The following is an 18,462-nucleotide window of genomic DNA, read 5'->3' on the forward strand; positions in this document are numbered from 1 at the left end:
TTTTATTGAAGCAAAAAAGGACTGAGATTACTCAGTCCCATCCTTTTATCGGTTTAATTTTCCAGATCCCGTCTGCATATTCTTTTATGGTTCGATCACTTGAAAAATAACCGGCATTGGCAATATTAATCAAACTCTTCTTCTGCCATTCATTTCTCTTTTTAAAAGAAACGCCGATTTGCTGCTGGATGTCAACATATGAGGCGAAATCCCTTAGTACAAAGTATTGATCATTTTCAGCTAGCAATGAATCAAAAATCGGTTCAAATTCATTATAAACATTCGGGAAAAAGCCTGAAATTAATTGATCGACGACCTGTTTTATCCGACTGTCATGATGATAATATTCAATGGATTGGTAGCCGCCATATTGATAATAATGGAGAACTTCTTCAGAAGACAGCCCAAATGTAAAAATATTTTTGTCTCCTACCAATTCATGAATCTCAACATTTGCGCCATCAAGTGTTCCGACTGTTAGAGCACCATTGATCATGAATTTCATATTTCCTGTTCCGGATGCTTCCTTACTGGCGGTTGAAATTTGTTCACTTACATCTGCCGCAGGAAAGACTTTTTCCGCCAACGATACACGGTAATTTTCGAGGAAAATGACCTTTATTCTATTCGAAATCTGTGGATCACTATTCACTTTGTCGGCAACTGCGTTAATTAGTTTAATCACCTTTTTGGCGTAGTAATAACCTGGTGAAGCTTTTGCCCCAAAAATAAACACGCGCGGCACGATATCACTTGAGGGATCCTCTTTGATTCGGTTATAAAGATGCATGATGTGCAGAATATTCAAAAGCTGCCTTTTGTAAGCATGTAATCTTTTCACTTGAACATCGAAAATCGAATCAACATCTACAGCTATTCCAACCTGCTTATAAATGACTTCCGCTAACCTGCGCTTGTTATCATGTTTAATCCTGTCCAGTTCATCCAAAAACGCCTGATCATGCTGATAATCGAGTAAGCGCCTTAGCTCAATCGGATTCTGATACCATGCAAGGCCAATCTTATCCGTAATAAGCTCAGAGAGCTTTGGATTTGCTTTTAATAACCATCTTCGGTGGGCAATTCCATTTGTTTTATTGTTAAACTTCTCTGGAAACAGCTGATAAAATTGATTCATTTCCCGCTGCTTCAATATTTCTGTATGGAGCTGGGCAACTCCATTCACACTAAAGCTGCCGACGACAGCTAAATGGGCCATTTTCACCTGATCATGGGCAATAATCGCTAAGTTTTCAATTCGCTGCCAATCACTAGGATACTTTTCCCATAGGTCATGGCAAAATCGCTCATTTATTTCCTCAATAATCATATAGATTCTAGGTAAAAGAGGCCTGAATATTCTAATTGGCCACTTTTCTAACGCTTCCGTTAAGGTCGTATGGTTTGTATAGGAAATCGTATTAGATGTTATGTACCAGGCCTGATCCCATCCCATTCCTTCTTCATCAATCAGGATTCTCATTAACTCCGGTATGGCCAAAACCGGGTGGGTATCATTAATATGGATACAAACATGCTGGTGAAATTCTTCTAAATTAGGGTACGTATTTAGGTACGAATTTAAGATTGATTGGATACTAGCTGAAACGAGCAAGTATTGTTGTTTTAACCTTAAGATTTTTCCTTCATCATGTGTATCATCAGGATATAAAAACTCTGTTACTGCCTCAGTTTCCCGTTTATATTTTAAAATATCCTTATGAACTGGAAATGGTGAAGGCTCAGCATTCCATAACCGTAATGTATTGACAGTACTTGTCCTGTAACCTACAACAGGCATATCATAGGGAACTGCAGTAATCGTTTCGGCATTGATGTGGCGAAAGACTAGACGTTCGTTTTCCATCTTTGTTTCAACCTGCCCCCAAAACGGCACCTTTACAGCCATATCTGCTTTACGCACTTCCCAAACGTTTCCATGCCGCAGCCATTGCTCCGGAAGTTCAACTTGATATCCGTCAACAAATTTTTGTTCAAATAATCCATGCTTGTAACGAATCCCAAAGCCATGGCCAGGAAGATCCAGCGATGCGATTGAATCCAAAAAGCAAGCGGCCAGCCTGCCGAGACCGCCATTGCCCAGCCCTGCATCTGCTTCCATGTCCTCTAACTCATCAAGACTAATTCCAAGTTCATCAAGCCCTGCCTCAACAACGCTTTCAATACCTAAATTGATTAAATTTTGTCGCAAAAGCTTTCCCAATAAATACTCAATTGAAAAATAATACACCTGCTTTTCATTTTTTGAGCGATATTCTTCATTGGTTCGAATCCAATCTTTACTAACATATTCACGGATCATATTGCCGAGTGTCTGATAGTGATCTCTTTCTGTACTTTCGTTAAAACCTTTTCCGCACAGCATTTCAAGTCTTTTTAAAAAAGTTTTCTTAAATTGATCTTTACTAGAAAACATGGGTTTCACTCCTTGAAATCAGCTCTGCGTAAACACAATTATATTTAAATGCCGATTGAGCCCAGCTATAATCCATTTTCATCGCATTCTTTACTATGAACGGCCATTCCTGTTTTTTATGATAGAAAGATAATGCTCTTTGAATCGTGTAAAGCATATCATGTGCATTAAAATTCCGAAAAGAAAAGCCATTTCCTTCCCTGGTTGTTTCATTCCAAGAGAAGACAGTATCATTTAATCCACCTGTTTCCCTTACAATTGGGACCGCACCATATTTCATTGCGATGATTTGACCCAGCCCACATGGTTCAAAAAGGGAAGGCATTAAAAATAAATCTGCCGCTGCATAAAGCCGATGGGCAAGTTTCTCATTAAAACCGATCTCCACCTTCAATTTGTTCGGATATCGATATGAAGCCTCCCTTAGAAATTCCTCGTACTCGTAATCACCTGTTCCAAGGATGATCACCTGGATATCATCCTCTAATATTTCATGTAATACACATTTTAAGAGATCCAGCCCTTTTTGCTTGGTCAATCTTGATATCATAACCATTAACGGGGTATTGTCTTTTTCCGGAAGACGATAATATTTTTGAATTTCTTGTTTGTTTATGCTTTTATTTTCAACTTTCGTATGACCATATGTTTGATAAATGAATGGATCATTTTCTGGGTTATAAAACTGGTCATCGATTCCATTTAAAATACCGAATAGGTCTTCCTCTCTTTCACGAAGAAGACCCTCCAATTTTTCCCCAAAAGTAGGAGTCATGATTTCCTTTTGATAGGTAGGACTGACTGTTGTAATTTTATCTGCAGCAACAATCGCACCTTTCATGAAATTGACATTACCGTAAAACTCCAAATGCCTTGGATGGAAAAATTGCTGATTTAGGCCTAATAAGTCTCCTAATATTTCTTTTGGAAAAATCCCTTGGAATTGAAGATTATGAATCGTAAAAACGGTCCTAATCAATTCATAGCCCTTTCGATTTTGGTAATCTACTCTTAACAAATACGGAATCATGGCACTATGCCAATCATGGCAATGAATGACATTCGGGAAAAAGTCTAATTGCGCAAGGCTTTCCAGAACTGCTCGATTAAAATAAGCGAAGCGTTCCCCATCATCAAAATATCCATATAAGCGATCCCTTTTAAAATAGTATTCATTATCAATAAAATAATAGGTTATTCCCTGATACTCAAGCTCCTCAATACCGCAATATTGATTTCGCCAACCTACAGATACAGTGAACTCACATACTTTTTTCATCTCATTTTTAAAGTGGTCAGCAATTGCTCCATATTTAGGTAAAATAACCCTCACTTCTGTTCCAAATCGTTTTAACTCTTTTGGCAGGGAGCCAGCTACATCCGCAAGGCCTCCCGATTTTATAAATGGTCCACATTCTGATACGGCAAATAAAACCTTCACGATTTCATCAACGCTCCTTGTATTGTGCCTTTACGAATGACATAAGGAGCATGGGCTGTTCCAGTTAAAACGGTCCCCGATTCTATTTTTACATCCTTATCTAGGATCACAGAATCCAAATAACAGTTATCTCCAATATCACTTTTTTGCATGATAATGCAATTTTTAATCGTCGAGTTTTTCCCAATCTTTACTTCTCGCGAAATAATACTGTTTTCGACACTTCCTTGAATTAAGCATCCATTCGCAACCATCGAATTTTGGACGAGAGAACCTTTCATATATCGAGTTGGCGGTTCATCTTTTACCTTTGTTAAAATCGGATGTTCCTTCCGAAACAGTTCCTTCCAAATTCCCGAATTAAGTAAATTCATACTGTTAGAATAGTAGCTTTGAATCGAATCTATCATCACCGCAAAACCATCATACTGATATTGACAAATGGTATAAGCATGACCAATGTCTTCAACAACATTTTTCATACAGGTATATCCCGTTTCATCTCTTGTTTCAATTAAATGAATCAGCAAAGACGTTTTAATCAAATACATTTCCATTGATGTTCCATCTTGTTGTACCACCTCTGTAATATCGCACCCTGACTCAATATGAAAGTCTAACAGGGAATAAAAGCTCATATTAAAAACGGTATTACAATTGGTAATCAGGGAATACTCTTGTGTACTGCGTTTGAAATAATCAAGATTTGCAGCAAACTGGTGGAAACAACCAATTCCATTGTGACTGCTATCAATGATTGGAGAAGGGAAAAAGAAAAGACCATCCCTTTTGCGGTTTAAATCCCAATTCTTTCCTGAACCCAAATGATCCATTAACGAGCGGTATTGGATTTTTGGAAAAATAGCAACGCTTCTCATGCCTGAATTCACCATATTGGATAAAACAAAATCAATCAGCCTGTAACGTCCGGCAAACGGCAGGGCAGCAAGTGAACGGTGTCCAATTAGATCATCTAAATCCTCATAATACGTTGTCGCGTCGATTACGCCTAGTAGTCGTTTCTTCAATTACAATTCCTCCTGTTTTTATTGTAAGAATGGATGAGCCAATATAGCGAAGGACACGGGTCGCTTGGCATCTATTTTTTCAGAGTACTGAATTTTTGCTTTAATAGGCAGGGTATAGTCCATTTATCATTTCACTTGTTACTAAAATGATTTCATCATCAAGTGAACAAATGACCGTTCCATCGGGAATCGTTAAATTACTCGGTACAATTGCTTTTTCGATGCGAACATTTTTCCCAATTTTTGCATCAGACATAATAACGGATTCTTTTATCACAGAGCCCTGACCAACACTTACCCCATGAAAAAGAACTGACTTTTCAACAAAGCCCTCAATCGTGCAGCCTTCGTTAATTAACGATTCTTTTACAATGGCTTCTGGAGAAATGTATTGCGGTGGCTGATTCGGATTCACCGTATAAATTTTCCAATCATGATCGAATAAATTCAACGTACTCTCTTCATTTAGGAGATCCATGTTGGCTTCCCAGAGACTTTTTACAGTCCCGACATCCTTCCAGTAGCCTTTAAATGGGTAGGCAAACAGCTTCTTTTGCTCATCAAGCAACAATGGAATCACATCTTTTCCAAAGTCATGTGTCGATCGTTGATTGCGGTCATCCATTTCTAAAAATTCTTTTAAAACATTCCAATTAAAAATGTATATTCCCATTGAAGCCAAATTATTCTTTGGAGTGTTTGGTTTTTCCTCAAATTCCCGTATTCGCATGTCTTCTTCAGTATTCATAATTCCAAATCGGCTTGCTTCATGCCATGGAACTTCAATGACCGAAATCGTAACATCTGCCCGTTTTTCAATATGATATTCAAGCATATTTTCATAGTTCATTTTGTAAATATGATCACCCGATAAAATCAGGACATATTCTGGCTGGTATTGCTTTAAATAATTTAAATTTTGGAAAATGGCACTTGCTGTGCCTGTATACCATTTCACTTCAGATGATTCACTGTATGGGGGAAGTACGGTCACGCCTCCATCCTTTCGATCCAAATCCCAAGCACTGCCAATTCCAATATAGGAGTTTAAAAGCAATGGCTGGTATTGTGTTAAGACCCCAACGGTATCAATTCCCGAGTTGGTACAGTTACTCAATGTAAAATCGATAATGCGGTATTTTCCTCCAAAGGGAACGGCAGGCTTCGCAATATCTTTGGTAAGTGAATTAAGCCTGCTCCCCTTTCCTCCTGCTAACAGCATAGCTACGCACTTTTTCTTTCCCATTACCTTTTCTCTCCTTTCTCTTCTTAACTGGTCGTAAAATCAAAATTCCAAATGGAGGAATTGTTAGATTGATTGAATATGGTTTTCCATGAAAAGGTTCCTCATCTGCCACGATCACTTTTTTATTGATTTGGCCTGTGCCACCAAATTCCTCTTTATCACTGTTGAATACCTCGCGGTACTCACCAGGAGCAGTAATTCCTATTTTGTAATTTTGATAGGAAAGTCCTGTAAAATTGCAGATGACCGCAAAAAACTCTTCTTCTTTTTTACCTTTGCGAATAAAAGAGAATATCGATTGTTCATTGTTATTTGCATCAATCCATTCAAATCCTTCATGTAAATAGTCTAATTCGTACATTGCTTTTGAACGTTTATATACTTTAATTAACTCTTTAACATATGTGTTTGTTTTTCTATGCATTTCAAATTCCAGTAAGTTCCAGTCAAGTTGCTCCTTGTCTTTCCATTCAGCAAACTGCCCCAGTTCAAATCCCATAAACAAGAGCTTTTTCCCTGGGTGTGCAAACATGTAACCAAGTAATAAGCGAAGCTGGGCAAATTTTTCCCAATAGTCTCCCGGCATCTTATCAAGAAGTGACTTTTTTCCGTGAACAACTTCATCATGTGAAAACGGCAGGATAAAGTTCTCGGAAAAAGCATACAAAAGCGAAAATGTTACTTTGTGATGCATGGAATGACGTGAAAAAGCCGGAGTCTCCATGTATTTCAACATGTCATTCATCCATCCCATATTCCATTTGTAATCAAAGCCTAGCCCTCCATAGTGAACAGGAGCCGTCACATTTGGAAAGTCGGTTGAATCTTCCCCAATCATTAAAAAATGTGGATCATATTCACCCACAGCTTTATTTAACTTTTTTAAAAAGTCTATTCCAAAAGCATTTTCATGGTTTCCATTGGAATTTGGCCAATAAATGATATTGGCAACAGCATCTACTCTGAAACCATCAATATGATACTGTTCCATCCAGAAATAAGCGTTCGATATTAAGAAGCTTTGCACTTCGCCTTTTCCCAAATCAAAATTAGCCGTACCCCAGACACTATTCTCCCTGTCATGGATTTGTTCATAAGAATATAGATGTGTACCATCAAATTGATAGAGCCCATGTGCATCTTTACAAAAGTGCCCTGGAACCCAATCAAGAATCACACCTATTCCATTCACATGGCATTGATTGACAAAATACATAAAATCCTTTGGTGTACCATATCTTGAAGTAACAGAGTAATAGCCTGTACCTTGATATCCCCACGAGATATCAAGGGGATGCTCGACTAGCGGCAATAATTCAATATGGGTAAACCCGTGTTCTAAAACATATGGAATTAGTTCATCTGCTAATTCCCGATAATTTAGGAAATCACCATTCGGTTTCTTTTTCCATGAACCTATATGAACTTCATATATAATCGCAGCTTCAGATAGAGCATTTTTCCTTTCCTTCTTCTGCATCCATTGAAGGTCATTCCACTCAAAATCATCCATTTCGTAAACAATAGATGCCGTATGAGGCCTTAACTCAGAATAAAAGGCATAAGGATCTGCCTTTAATAAAGTTTCATTTGCTATTGTATGAATTTCATATTTGTAGAGGCATCCCTCTAAGTTTTGATGAAGTAGCAAAACCCAGACACCATTATCGTTTACTTTCTCTAACTCATATCCGTCACCATTCCAACCATTAAAGTCTCCAACCAGCCTCACTTGCTTGGCATTTGGTGCCCAAACACAAAATCTTGTACAAACCAAATCACCTTTTTGCAGGACGTGAGCACCGAAAAGTTGATGGCTTTGAAAGAAGTTCCCCTCGTGAAATAGATGCAACTGATACTCGGTTGGAAAAAAAGTATTCACCGCCATTGTTCTCCTCATTCCTATTTCTAAATATTTATTTCAATGATTCTTTATAATTCGCTCTTTATAAAATTATTCCTTGAAAAAGTTTTTTCGCTTTTCCGACATAAATAGATGACATTAGCCATCAGAAGGGTTTTTCTAGTGAATTTTATGTCTAAAACAGAAAATATCCGTCATTATACGACATTTTTACGTAATTTTATGCGAAAGGTTTTATTAATATTTTCAGTATGTAAGCGCTTAAAATATTTTTTTAGAATATTTTATTTGCATTATTCAGTTGAAAGGGATGCGATAGGATGGATCGCCAGTCAGGGTTGATTGGGGAATACTTGGAGTGGATGGGAATCGTCTGGGATGGTTGGAGGTCTGATTTCTCGGGTTTCTGATTACGTTGGGCCGTCATTTTTAGGGCTGATTGTCATCAGATTGCGTCTCTTGTTACCTTCGTGCACCTTTTTTTGGACTGATGGTCACAAAGGTTCTCTTTATTGTTACCATCAGGGCTGGTTTTGGGTGCCCATGGTAACAGGATTCTCATTATCGTTACCTTCGTGCACCTTTTTTGGTGCTGATGGTCACAAGATGTTTCTGATTACCTTGGGGCTGATTTGACTCGGGATTCTACTGAATATTAATTTTTCCCCAAAAACGAAAAAAACTGATGAGTTATATCATCAGTTTTCGTATGACCCCTACGAGATTCGAACTCGTGTTACCTCCGTGAAAGGGAGGTGTCTTAACCGCTTGACCAAGGGGCCAATAAATTATGGCAGAGAAGAAGGGATTCGAACCCTCGCGCCGATTACTCGACCTACACCCTTAGCAGGGGCGCCCCTTGAGCCACTTGGGTACTTCTCTATAGTATAATGGCTCCGCAGGTAGGACTCGAACCTACGACCGATCGGTTAACAGCCGATAGCTCTACCACTGAGCTACTGCGGAATAATATAAATGGTGGGCCTAAATGGACTCGAACCATCGACCTCACGCTTATCAGGCGTGCGCTCTAACCAGCTGAGCTATAGGCCCATAATGGAGCGGGTGATGGGAATCGAACCCACTACATCAGCTTGGAAGGCTGAGGTTTTACCAGTAAACTACACCCGCACATTTCTATTAAATGGGGCGGCTGGTGGGAATCGAACCCACGCATGTCGGAACCACAATCCGATGCGTTAACCACTTCGCCACAACCGCCATTATTATAAAAATGGCTAATAAATGGTGGCTCGGGACGGAATCGAACCGCCGACACAAGGATTTTCAGTCCTTTGCTCTACCGACTGAGCTACCGAGCCTAATTTAAATAATTCACTAATCTTTTACTATAAAAATGGCGGTCCTGGACGGGACTCGAACCCGCGACCTCCTGCGTGACAGGCAGGCATTCTAACCAGCTGAACTACCGAACCATATTGCGGGGGCAGGATTTGAACCTGCGACCTTCGGGTTATGAGCCCGACGAGCTACCGGACTGCTCCACCCCGCGACAATAGAAATAATACTGTTTTGCTTGTGCCATAAGATAATCTCTAAAAAACAAATAATATGGCGGAGGAAGAGGGATTCGAACCCCCGCGCGGTATAACCCGCCTGTCGGTTTTCAAGACCGATCCCTTCAGCCGGACTTGGGTATTCCTCCGTTATAAAGATATTAATGGTGGACCTTGTAGGACTCGAACCTACGACCGGACGGTTATGAGCCGTCTGCTCTAACCAGCTGAGCTAAAGGTCCATATAAGATAATTTGGTAGCGGCGGAGGGGATCGAACCCCCGACCTTACGGGTATGAACCGTACGCTCTAGCCAGCTGAGCTACACCGCCAAATATTGTATATGGTGGAGGATAGCGGGATCGAACCGCTGACCTCCTGCGTGCAAAGCAGGCGCTCTCCCAGCTGAGCTAATCCCCCATAAACAATTCATTCATTATGCAATTGATGGTCGGGAAGACAGGATTCGAACCTGCGACCCCTTGGTCCCAAACCAAGTGCTCTACCAAGCTGAGCTACTTCCCGTTAAAAAAATGGCGCGCCAGAAAGGAGTCGAACCCATAACCTTCTGATCCGTAGTCAGACGCTCTATCCAATTGAGCTACTGGCGCATATTTTTTAAAATGGTGCCGAGGACCGGAATCGAACCGGTACGGTAGTCACCTACCGCAGGATTTTAAGTCCTGTGCGTCTGCCAGTTCCGCCACCCCGGCAACATTGGAGCGGAAGACGGGATTCGAACCCGCGACCCCCACCTTGGCAAGGTGATGTTCTACCACTGAACTACTTCCGCAATTTATTTAAATGTAAATGGTGCGGGTGAAGGGAGTCGAACCCCCACGCCTTGCGGCGCCAGATCCTAAGTCTGGTGCGTCTGCCAATTCCGCCACACCCGCAAATTAAAATGAATGGTGAGCCATGAAGGACTCGAACCTTCGACCCTCTGATTAAAAGTCAGATGCTCTACCGACTGAGCTAATGGCTCGTTAAATATTCAGCCGTTAGATATTCACATCTATTTTTGCTAATTAAAGCAGCAGTCGATGGATAGATATTTACTAACTTTTCTAGCGACTTCATATTACTTAAAAAATGGTGCCGGCCAGAGGACTTGAACCCCCAACCTACTGATTACAAGTCAGTTGCTCTACCAATTGAGCTAGGCCGGCAAAAAATATGGTGGAGGATGACGGGATCGAACCGCCGACCCTCTGCTTGTAAGGCAGATGCTCTCCCAGCTGAGCTAATCCTCCATGTAACAGCCTGGCAACGTCCTACTCTCACAGGGACTTTCGTCCCAACTACCATCGGCGCTGAGAAGCTTAACTTCCGTGTTCGGTATGGGAACGGGTGTGACCTTCTCGCCATTATTACCAGACTATGTATCAGACACTATTTTATTATAATGTTTTTTTCATATTTTTCAAGAGGAAAATTAATTTTTTCATTCCCTCAAAACTAGATAATTCAGAAGAAGTGTAAAGAACGAATAATCATTACTATTGGTTAAGTCCTCGATTCGATTAGTATCAGTCAGCTCCACACGTCACCGTGCTTCCACCTCTGACCTATCAACCTGATCATCTTTCAGGGATCTTACTAGCTTGACGCTATGGGAAATCTCATCTCGAGGGGGGCTTCATGCTTAGATGCTTTCAGCACTTATCCCGTCCGCACATAGCTACCCAGCGATGCCTTTGGCAAGACAACTGGTACACCAGCGGTGCGTCCATCCCGGTCCTCTCGTACTAAGGACAGCTCCTCTCAAATTTCCTGCGCCCACGACGGATAGGGACCGAACTGTCTCACGACGTTCTGAACCCAGCTCGCGTACCGCTTTAATGGGCGAACAGCCCAACCCTTGGGACCGACTACAGCCCCAGGATGCGATGAGCCGACATCGAGGTGCCAAACCTCCCCGTCGATGTGGACTCTTGGGGGAGATAAGCCTGTTATCCCCAGGGTAGCTTTTATCCGTTGAGCGATGGCCCTTCCATGCGGAACCACCGGATCACTAAGCCCGACTTTCGTCCCTGCTCGACTTGTAGGTCTCGCAGTCAAGCTCCCTTGTGCCTTTACACTCTGCGAATGATTTCCAACCATTCTGAGGGAACCTTTGGGCGCCTCCGTTACTCTTTAGGAGGCGACCGCCCCAGTCAAACTGCCCACCTGACACTGTCTCCCACCCCGATGAGGGGTGCGGGTTAGAATTTCAATACAGCCAGGGTAGTATCCCACCAATGCCTCCACCGAAGCTGGCGCTCCGGCTTCAAAGGCTCCTACCTATCCTGTACAAGCTGTACCAAAATTCAATATCAGGCTACAGTAAAGCTCCATGGGGTCTTTCCGTCCTGTCGCGGGTAACCTGCATCTTCACAGGTACTATAATTTCACCGAGTCTCTCGTTGAGACAGTGTCCAGATCGTTACGCCTTTCGTGCGGGTCGGAACTTACCCGACAAGGAATTTCGCTACCTTAGGACCGTTATAGTTACGGCCGCCGTTTACTGGGGCTTCGATTCAGAGCTTCGCTTGCGCTAACCCCTCCTCTTAACCTTCCAGCACCGGGCAGGCGTCAGCCCCTATACTTCGCCTTGCGGCTTCGCAGAGACCTGTGTTTTTGCTAAACAGTCGCCTGGACCTATTCACTGCGGCTCTTCAGGGCGATTAACCCCAAAGAGCACCCCTTCTCCCGAAGTTACGGGGTCATTTTGCCGAGTTCCTTAACGAGAGTTCTCTCGCTCACCTTAGGATTCTCTCCTCGCCTACCTGTGTCGGTTTGCGGTACGGGCACCTTTTATCTCGCTAGAGGCTTTTCTTGGCAGTGTGGAATCAGGAACTTCGGTACTATATTTCCCTCGGCATCACAGCTCAGCCTTCACGGTGAACGGATTTTCCTATTCACCAGCCTAACTGCTTACACGCACATATCCAGCAGTGCGCTTACCCTATCCTCCTGCGTCCCCCCGTTGCTCAAACGATAAAGAGGTGGTACAGGAATATCAACCTGTTATCCATCGCCTACGCCTTTCGGCCTCGGCTTAGGTCCCGACTAACCCTGAGCGGACGAGCCTTCCTCAGGAAACCTTAGGCATTCGGTGGATGAGATTCTCACTCATCTTTCGCTACTCATACCGGCATTCTCACTTCTAAGCGCTCCACCAGTCCTTACGGTCTAGCTTCAACGCCCTTAGAACGCTCTCCTACCGCGGACACCTAATGGTGTCCACCCACAGCTTCGGTGATACGTTTAGCCCCGGTACATTTTCGGCGCAGAGTCACTCGACCAGTGAGCTATTACGCACTCTTTAAATGGTGGCTGCTTCTGAGCCAACATCCTGGTTGTCTAAGCAACTCCACATCCTTTTCCACTTAACGTATACTTTGGGACCTTAGCTGGTGGTCTGGGCTGTTTCCCTTTTGACTACGGATCTTATCACTCGCAGTCTGACTCCCACGGATAAGTCTTTGGCATTCGGAGTTTGTCTGAATTCGGTAACCCGATGAGGGCCCCTAGTCCAAACAGTGCTCTACCTCCAAGACTCTTACAACGTGAGGCTAGCCCTAAAGCTATTTCGGAGAGAACCAGCTATCTCCAAGTTCGATTGGAATTTCTCCGCTACCCACACCTCATCCGCGCACTTTTCAACGTGCGTCGGTTCGGGCCTCCAGTAGGTGTTACCCTACCTTCACCCTGGACATGGGTAGATCACCTGGTTTCGGGTCTACGACCACATACTAAAATCGCCCTATTCAGACTCGCTTTCGCTGCGGCTCCGTTTCATCAACTTAACCTTGCATGGGATCGTAACTCGCCGGTTCATTCTACAAAAGGCACGCCATTACCCATAAAAGGGCTTTGACTACTTGTAGGCACACGGTTTCAGGAACTGTTTCACTCCCCTTCCGGGGTGCTTTTCACCTTTCCCTCACGGTACTGGTTCACTATCGGTCACTAGGGAGTATTTAGCCTTGGGAGATGGTCCTCCCAGCTTCCGACCGGATTTCACGTGTCCAGGACGTACTCAGGATCCACTCAGGAGGGAACGAAGTTTCAACTACAGGGTTTTTACCTTCTATGACGGACCTTTCCAGATCGCTTCATTTACCCCGTTCCTTTGTAACTCCATGTAGAGTGTCCTACAACCCCGAAAGGCAAGCCTTTCGGTTTGGGCTGTTCCCATTTCGCTCGCCGCTACTTAGGGAATCGCAATTGCTTTCTCTTCCTCCGGGTACTTAGATGTTTCAGTTCCCCGGGTCTGCCTTCATTATCCTATGTATTCAGATAAAGATACTGCTCCATTACGAGCAGTGGGTTCCCCCATTCGGAAATCTCCGGATCAAAGCTTACTTACAGCTCCCCGAAGCATATCGGTGTTAGTACCGTCCTTCATCGGCTCCTAGTGCCAAGGCATCCACCGTGCGCCCTTTCTAACTTAACCTAAAAGGTTTTTTCTTCTTAATTAAATAAGAGAGAAAACTAAAATGGCGATTACTCGGTTCTTTCTTGACTTCTTCTTATACGATTATCTAGTTTTCAAGGAACAAGGTTTTGAGAGATTGTTCTCTCAAAACTAAACAAACAAAATCCGTCGAACAATCTGTGATGTCCGTTAGGACATTTTCCTTAGAAAGGAGGTGATCCAGCCGCACCTTCCGATACGGCTACCTTGTTACGACTTCACCCCAATCATCTGTCCCACCTTAGGCGGCTGGCTCCTTACGGTTACCCCACCGACTTCGGGTGTTACAAACTCTCGTGGTGTGACGGGCGGTGTGTACAAGGCCCGGGAACGTATTCACCGCGGCATGCTGATCCGCGATTACTAGCGATTCCGGCTTCATGTAGGCGAGTTGCAGCCTACAATCCGAACTGAGAATGGTTTTATGGGATTGGCTCCACCTCGCGGTTTCGCTACCCTTTGTACCATCCATTGTAGCACGTGTGTAGCCCAGGTCATAAGGGGCATGATGATTTGACGTCATCCCCACCTTCCTCCGGTTTGTCACCGGCAGTCACCTTAGAGTGCCCAACTAAATGCTGGCAACTAAGATCAAGGGTTGCGCTCGTTGCGGGACTTAACCCAACATCTCACGACACGAGCTGACGACAACCATGCACCACCTGTCACTCTGTCCCCCGAAGGGGAAAGTCCTATCTCTAGGAGTGTCAGAGGATGTCAAGACCTGGTAAGGTTCTTCGCGTTGCTTCGAATTAAACCACATGCTCCACCGCTTGTGCGGGCCCCCGTCAATTCCTTTGAGTTTCAGCCTTGCGGCCGTACTCCCCAGGCGGAGTGCTTAATGCGTTAGCTGCAGCACTAAAGGGCGGAAACCCTCTAACACTTAGCACTCATCGTTTACGGCGTGGACTACCAGGGTATCTAATCCTGTTTGCTCCCCACGCTTTCGCGCCTCAGCGTCAGTTACAGACCAGAAAGCCGCCTTCGCCACTGGTGTTCCTCCACATCTCTACGCATTTCACCGCTACACGTGGAATTCCGCTTTCCTCTTCTGCACTCAAGTCCCCCAGTTTCCAATGACCCTCCACGGTTGAGCCGTGGGCTTTCACATCAGACTTAAAGGACCGCCTGCGCGCGCTTTACGCCCAATAATTCCGGACAACGCTTGCCACCTACGTATTACCGCGGCTGCTGGCACGTAGTTAGCCGTGGCTTTCTGGTTAGGTACCGTCAAGGTACCGGCAGTTACTCCGATACTTGTTCTTCCCTAACAACAGAGTTTTACGACCCGAAGGCCTTCATCACTCACGCGGCGTTGCTCCGTCAGACTTTCGTCCATTGCGGAAGATTCCCTACTGCTGCCTCCCGTAGGAGTCTGGGCCGTGTCTCAGTCCCAGTGTGGCCGATCACCCTCTCAGGTCGGCTACGCATCGTCGCCTTGGTGAGCCGTTACCTCACCAACTAGCTAATGCGCCGCGGGCCCATCTGTAAGTGTCAGCCGAAACCGACTTTCAGCTTCACCTCATGAGAGGTGAAGAATTATCCGGTATTAGCACCGACTTCCGGTGTTATCCCAGTCTTACAGGCAGGTTGCCCACGTGTTACTCACCCGTCCGCCGCTAACCATCAGGAGCAAGCTCCTAATGATTCGCTCGACTTGCATGTATTAGGCACGCCGCCAGCGTTCGTCCTGAGCCAGGATCAAACTCTCCATTAAAGAGTATGAGTTAGCTCATAAATGTTACGTTGGCTAGTGAAGACTTGCTTCACTATATTTTTATTGTTGACGTTTTTGTTTGTTTAGTTTTCAAAGAACAATTTTTTATTTATTGTTGTCACCTGAAAGCGACTTCCTTAATGTATCACAGTGTCATTCAGCAAGTCAATAACTTTTTCAAAACTTTTTTCGTTTTCGACTTCCTTGAAGAGGACAAGAAATAATATATCATGATAATTTTATGATTGCAAGAGATTTTTAAAAAGAATTTTCTACTGAATGTATTATTTAGACTTTCATCTAATCGGCGCTTGTTTTCTAAACTTTTTTATATCAATTTTCAAATAAACTTTCTTACGATATTATGCCTTTTCCGATCGTCAACCAAACTTACTCCTTTTAGAATTAACCTAATTTTGACTTTTTCATCGGCTCACTTAATTTTACTTTTCTTTCATCTATAACAAATAGAGAGATCCCTCCAATAACAATAATTCCGCCGACAATTTGTGACCAAACTGTACTCTCATGAAGCAAAAAGTAAGCGAGAATTGTTGCTCCAACGGGTTCAAATAAAATTGCCATTGAAATATTCGATGTGCTTATCCATTTCAGTGACCAATTAAATAATGTGTGACCAAGCAATGTTGGGACGATAGCAAGTAATATAAAGTATACCCAATCACTAAGTTTATATGGATATAATGGCTGTTTAACTGTAAGGGTATAAATAAAAAGAGTAACTGCACTTATAAAATAAACAATAAATGTATAAGTAACGAGCGATAATCGTTTTCTGACGGTTTGGCCAAACAATAAATAGGCTGTAATTAATGCACATGCAATTAAAGCTAGAAAATCACCATACAGGGCGGTTCCACTAATTCGAAAGTCTCCCCAGCTAATTAGAACACTTCCAGCTATCGTTATTAATCCACTAACAATGGCTTTGCCCGATAATTTTTCTTTAAAGAAAATGTATGTACCGATAAAAGCGAATAAGGGCTGGAGCGTTACCAAAACAGTTGAGCTCGCGACCGATGTAAAGTTTAAGGATTCAAACCAAAGAATAAAATGAAAGGCTAAAAGAATTCCTGCAAAAGTTGAAAAAAGTAAATCCTTTTTTGTTATTAGTTTAAGTTCATGAATATGTTTTTTCAGAAAAATAGGCAGCATAAAAAGGACTGAAAAAAATAAACGGTAAAATGCAATTACACCAGATGGTGCATTACAAAGTTTTACAAAAACAGCTGAGGTGGATACAGATAATACCCCTATCACCACAGCAGCATATGGATTAATTTTTGGCTTTTCCATATTTAGCTAACTCCTTTTGTTTAAAAATCATTCCAAAAAACAAGTATACATTATAATATTAAGATATAGTATTTTCTCTAAATTTAATATTTTCAAAAAATGATTATGTAATGGAAGTGAATCTTAATGGAAAATATAGACTTGCAAATTTTATTAAAGCTTGGGATTTCAGCTGTATTTGGTCTGGTTATTGGACTTGAGCGTGAGTTAAAAAGAAAACCAGTTGGACTAAAGACAAGTCTTGTAATCAGTATTGTTAGTTGCCTATTAACAATTGTTTCCATTGAATCTGCGTATATGTTTCCTAATTCAGATAAAGTGAAGATTCAAATGGATCCTCTGCGTCTTGCTGCACAAATTGTTTCGGGTATTGGTTTCTTAGGAGCAGGGGTTATTTTAAGAAGAGGGAATGATAGTATTTCCGGGTTAACCACCGCAGCAATGATTTGGGGTGCGGCGGGAATTGGTATTGCGGTAGGTGCTGGATTTTACCTAGAGGCTTCCGTGGGTGTGGCCTTATTAATCATTAGTGTTGAAGTTATTCCTTATTTAATGAAGTTAATTGGTCCCAAGCAGTTAAGGACAAAAGAGTTGTTAATTAACATAAACATTAAAGATAAAAAGCATATAGATGAAGTTATCAGCTTTATTTTAAACAAACGGTATATTTTACGAAGAATACGGATCAAGGACCTCTCTGATGGAGGGCACCTTCTCCAAGTATTAATAGCAGTAGATTATCGTAACAGCACAACGGGTGTATATTATGACCTCTCTGAATTAAAAGGTATTCAAAGGATAGAAATAGAGAGTGTAGGTTAAGCACATTATGTAAAAAAATCCTCTTGCATTAACTCAATGATGGCGCTATAATCTTTTTTGTACCACTCATTTGGGGGATTAGCTCAGCTGGGAGAGCGCAACGCTGGCAGCGTTGAGGTCAGGGGTTCGAGCCCCCTATTCTCCATAACCCGAAACCCTTGCGCAGCAAGGGTTTTTCTTTGTTTACTCCTTCTCCCCCTTACTTCCTATATAAGTAAAAGTGCACAAATGGGGCACAGACAGAATTTTTTTCTCCAAGATTTTGTTCTTTTTCTACTATTAAATATTCATAAAAGCCCTTTAAAATAAGGTTATTCATCCAACCACTCTAGGGGATTACAATGTCCTTTTCTCCATTTGCGTTGAGGTCAGCGTTTACTTTTTTTGATCTTCTTACAAACGCCTCCGATGGTTTAAATAATGATGTCATTGTTAGCATCATGCTTGGATTGGTATGTTTTCTTAACAGCTTTATCATTATGATTTGCGTTGGCATCCCCGCTCTTGTTAATACTGGGATAACGTTTCACCTTTTGTCCATTTTCGGACAGAACCATTTATCGCCACAGCTTGCTGCTACCGTTCTGAGTTTAATGTTTTATTGGTTTGTA

General features: G+C 42.5%; 7 protein-coding genes, 22 tRNA genes, 3 rRNA genes and 1 pseudogene. 3 read left to right on the forward strand and 30 right to left on the reverse strand.

Translation table 11 applies throughout. The features are described from left to right. Positions 1 to 31 precede the first annotated feature (31 nt). The 30 genes from RCG17_RS07240 to RCG17_RS07385 form a co-directional block, all read right to left on the reverse strand. Positions 32 to 2,437, reverse strand: coding sequence for a glycogen/starch/alpha-glucan phosphorylase (locus tag RCG17_RS07240; RefSeq protein WP_308174553.1), 2,406 nt, complete (start codon positions 2,435 to 2,437; stop codon positions 32 to 34). Further along, a complete protein-coding gene (glgA, locus tag RCG17_RS07245) occupies positions 2,427 to 3,878 on the reverse strand; it encodes a glycogen synthase GlgA (protein ID WP_308174554.1) in 1,452 nt (483 codons plus the stop codon). The genes RCG17_RS07240 and glgA overlap by 11 nt, the downstream gene beginning before the upstream one ends. Further along, positions 3,875 to 4,906, reverse strand: coding sequence for a GlgC family sugar phosphate nucleotidyltransferase (locus RCG17_RS07250; RefSeq protein ID WP_308174555.1), 1,032 nt, complete (start codon positions 4,904 to 4,906; stop codon positions 3,875 to 3,877). The genes glgA and RCG17_RS07250 overlap by 4 nt, the downstream gene beginning before the upstream one ends. Positions 4,907 to 5,006: 100 nt before the next feature. Continuing rightward, on the reverse strand, positions 5,007 to 6,152 hold the full coding sequence (locus RCG17_RS07255) for a glucose-1-phosphate adenylyltransferase (RefSeq protein ID WP_308174556.1): 1,146 nt from the start codon (positions 6,150 to 6,152) through the stop codon (positions 5,007 to 5,009). Then, a complete protein-coding gene (glgB, locus tag RCG17_RS07260) occupies positions 6,094 to 8,040 on the reverse strand; it encodes a 1,4-alpha-glucan branching protein GlgB (RefSeq protein ID WP_308174557.1) in 1,947 nt (648 codons plus the stop codon). Before glgB ends, RCG17_RS07255 begins: the two co-directional genes overlap by 59 nt. 686 nt (positions 8,041 to 8,726) lie before the next feature. Next, positions 8,727 to 8,798 (reverse strand) — tRNA-Glu (locus RCG17_RS07265). 9 nt (positions 8,799 to 8,807) lie between these two features. Continuing rightward, positions 8,808 to 8,898 (reverse strand) — tRNA-Ser (locus tag RCG17_RS07270). Positions 8,899 to 8,907: 9 nt separating this feature from the next. Continuing rightward, a tRNA-Asn gene (locus RCG17_RS07275) sits at positions 8,908 to 8,982 on the reverse strand. A gap of 10 nt (positions 8,983 to 8,992) precedes the next feature. Continuing rightward, a tRNA-Ile gene (locus RCG17_RS07280) sits at positions 8,993 to 9,069 on the reverse strand. A 4-nt stretch (positions 9,070 to 9,073) separates the two neighbouring features. After that, positions 9,074 to 9,147, reverse strand: a tRNA-Gly gene (locus RCG17_RS07285). Between the two features lie 14 nt (positions 9,148 to 9,161). Next, positions 9,162 to 9,237 (reverse strand) — tRNA-His (locus RCG17_RS07290). 25 nt (positions 9,238 to 9,262) lie between these two features. Next, positions 9,263 to 9,338: transfer RNA gene (locus RCG17_RS07295), tRNA-Phe, on the reverse strand. 36 nt (positions 9,339 to 9,374) lie between these two features. After that, positions 9,375 to 9,452: transfer RNA gene (locus RCG17_RS07300), tRNA-Asp, on the reverse strand. A gap of 3 nt (positions 9,453 to 9,455) precedes the next feature. Continuing rightward, positions 9,456 to 9,529, reverse strand: a tRNA-Met gene (locus tag RCG17_RS07305). A gap of 60 nt (positions 9,530 to 9,589) precedes the next feature. After that, positions 9,590 to 9,682 (reverse strand) — tRNA-Ser (locus tag RCG17_RS07310). Positions 9,683 to 9,698: 16 nt separating this feature from the next. Continuing rightward, a tRNA-Ile gene (locus RCG17_RS07315) sits at positions 9,699 to 9,775 on the reverse strand. Positions 9,776 to 9,788: 13 nt separating this feature from the next. Next, positions 9,789 to 9,865, reverse strand: a tRNA-Met gene (locus RCG17_RS07320). A 12-nt stretch (positions 9,866 to 9,877) separates the two neighbouring features. Continuing rightward, positions 9,878 to 9,953: transfer RNA gene (locus tag RCG17_RS07325), tRNA-Ala, on the reverse strand. 28 nt (positions 9,954 to 9,981) lie between these two features. Then, positions 9,982 to 10,058 (reverse strand) — tRNA-Pro (locus RCG17_RS07330). 9 nt (positions 10,059 to 10,067) lie between these two features. After that, positions 10,068 to 10,144: transfer RNA gene (locus RCG17_RS07335), tRNA-Arg, on the reverse strand. A 13-nt stretch (positions 10,145 to 10,157) separates the two neighbouring features. After that, positions 10,158 to 10,246: transfer RNA gene (locus tag RCG17_RS07340), tRNA-Leu, on the reverse strand. A gap of 5 nt (positions 10,247 to 10,251) precedes the next feature. Then, positions 10,252 to 10,326 (reverse strand) — tRNA-Gly (locus tag RCG17_RS07345). Between the two features lie 18 nt (positions 10,327 to 10,344). Continuing rightward, positions 10,345 to 10,429, reverse strand: a tRNA-Leu gene (locus tag RCG17_RS07350). A 13-nt stretch (positions 10,430 to 10,442) separates the two neighbouring features. Next, positions 10,443 to 10,518 (reverse strand) — tRNA-Lys (locus RCG17_RS07355). 108 nt (positions 10,519 to 10,626) lie between these two features. Then, positions 10,627 to 10,702: transfer RNA gene (locus RCG17_RS07360), tRNA-Thr, on the reverse strand. 8 nt (positions 10,703 to 10,710) lie between these two features. Continuing rightward, positions 10,711 to 10,786 (reverse strand) — tRNA-Val (locus tag RCG17_RS07365). An 8-nt stretch (positions 10,787 to 10,794) separates the two neighbouring features. Beyond that, positions 10,795 to 10,911, reverse strand: a 5S ribosomal RNA gene (gene rrf, locus RCG17_RS07370). 124 nt (positions 10,912 to 11,035) lie between these two features. Beyond that, positions 11,036 to 13,974 (reverse strand): 23S ribosomal RNA (locus RCG17_RS07375). A gap of 189 nt (positions 13,975 to 14,163) precedes the next feature. Beyond that, positions 14,164 to 15,712: ribosomal RNA gene (locus RCG17_RS07380) — 16S ribosomal RNA — on the reverse strand. The 16S, 23S and 5S rRNA genes sit together here with 21 tRNA genes alongside, the layout of an rRNA operon. 405 nt (positions 15,713 to 16,117) lie before the next feature. Then, the gene (locus RCG17_RS07385; protein WP_308174558.1) at positions 16,118 to 17,029 is read right to left on the reverse strand and encodes a DMT family transporter; all 912 of its coding nucleotides are present in this window, start codon (positions 17,027 to 17,029) and stop codon (positions 16,118 to 16,120) included. Between the two features lie 126 nt (positions 17,030 to 17,155). Here RCG17_RS07385 and RCG17_RS07390 point away from each other — a divergent pair, with 126 nt between their 5' ends. The 3 genes and pseudogenes from RCG17_RS07390 to RCG17_RS28270 form a co-directional block, all read left to right on the forward strand. Beyond that, positions 17,156 to 17,851: an MgtC/SapB family protein gene (locus tag RCG17_RS07390; protein ID WP_308174559.1), complete on the forward strand. Its 696-nt coding sequence runs from the start codon at positions 17,156 to 17,158 to the stop codon at positions 17,849 to 17,851. Positions 17,852 to 17,923: 72 nt separating this feature from the next. Further along, positions 17,924 to 17,996 (forward strand) — tRNA-Ala (locus tag RCG17_RS07395). Between the two features lie 331 nt (positions 17,997 to 18,327). After that, positions 18,328 to 18,447, forward strand: a pseudogene (locus tag RCG17_RS28270) (MFS transporter); the annotation flags it as partial. Positions 18,448 to 18,462: the final 15 nt, after the last annotated feature.

It is taken from the genome of Neobacillus sp. PS3-12, assembly GCF_030915385.1.
In the GTDB taxonomy this organism is placed as follows: Bacteria; Bacillota; Bacilli; order Bacillales; family Cytobacillaceae; genus JAEVLT01.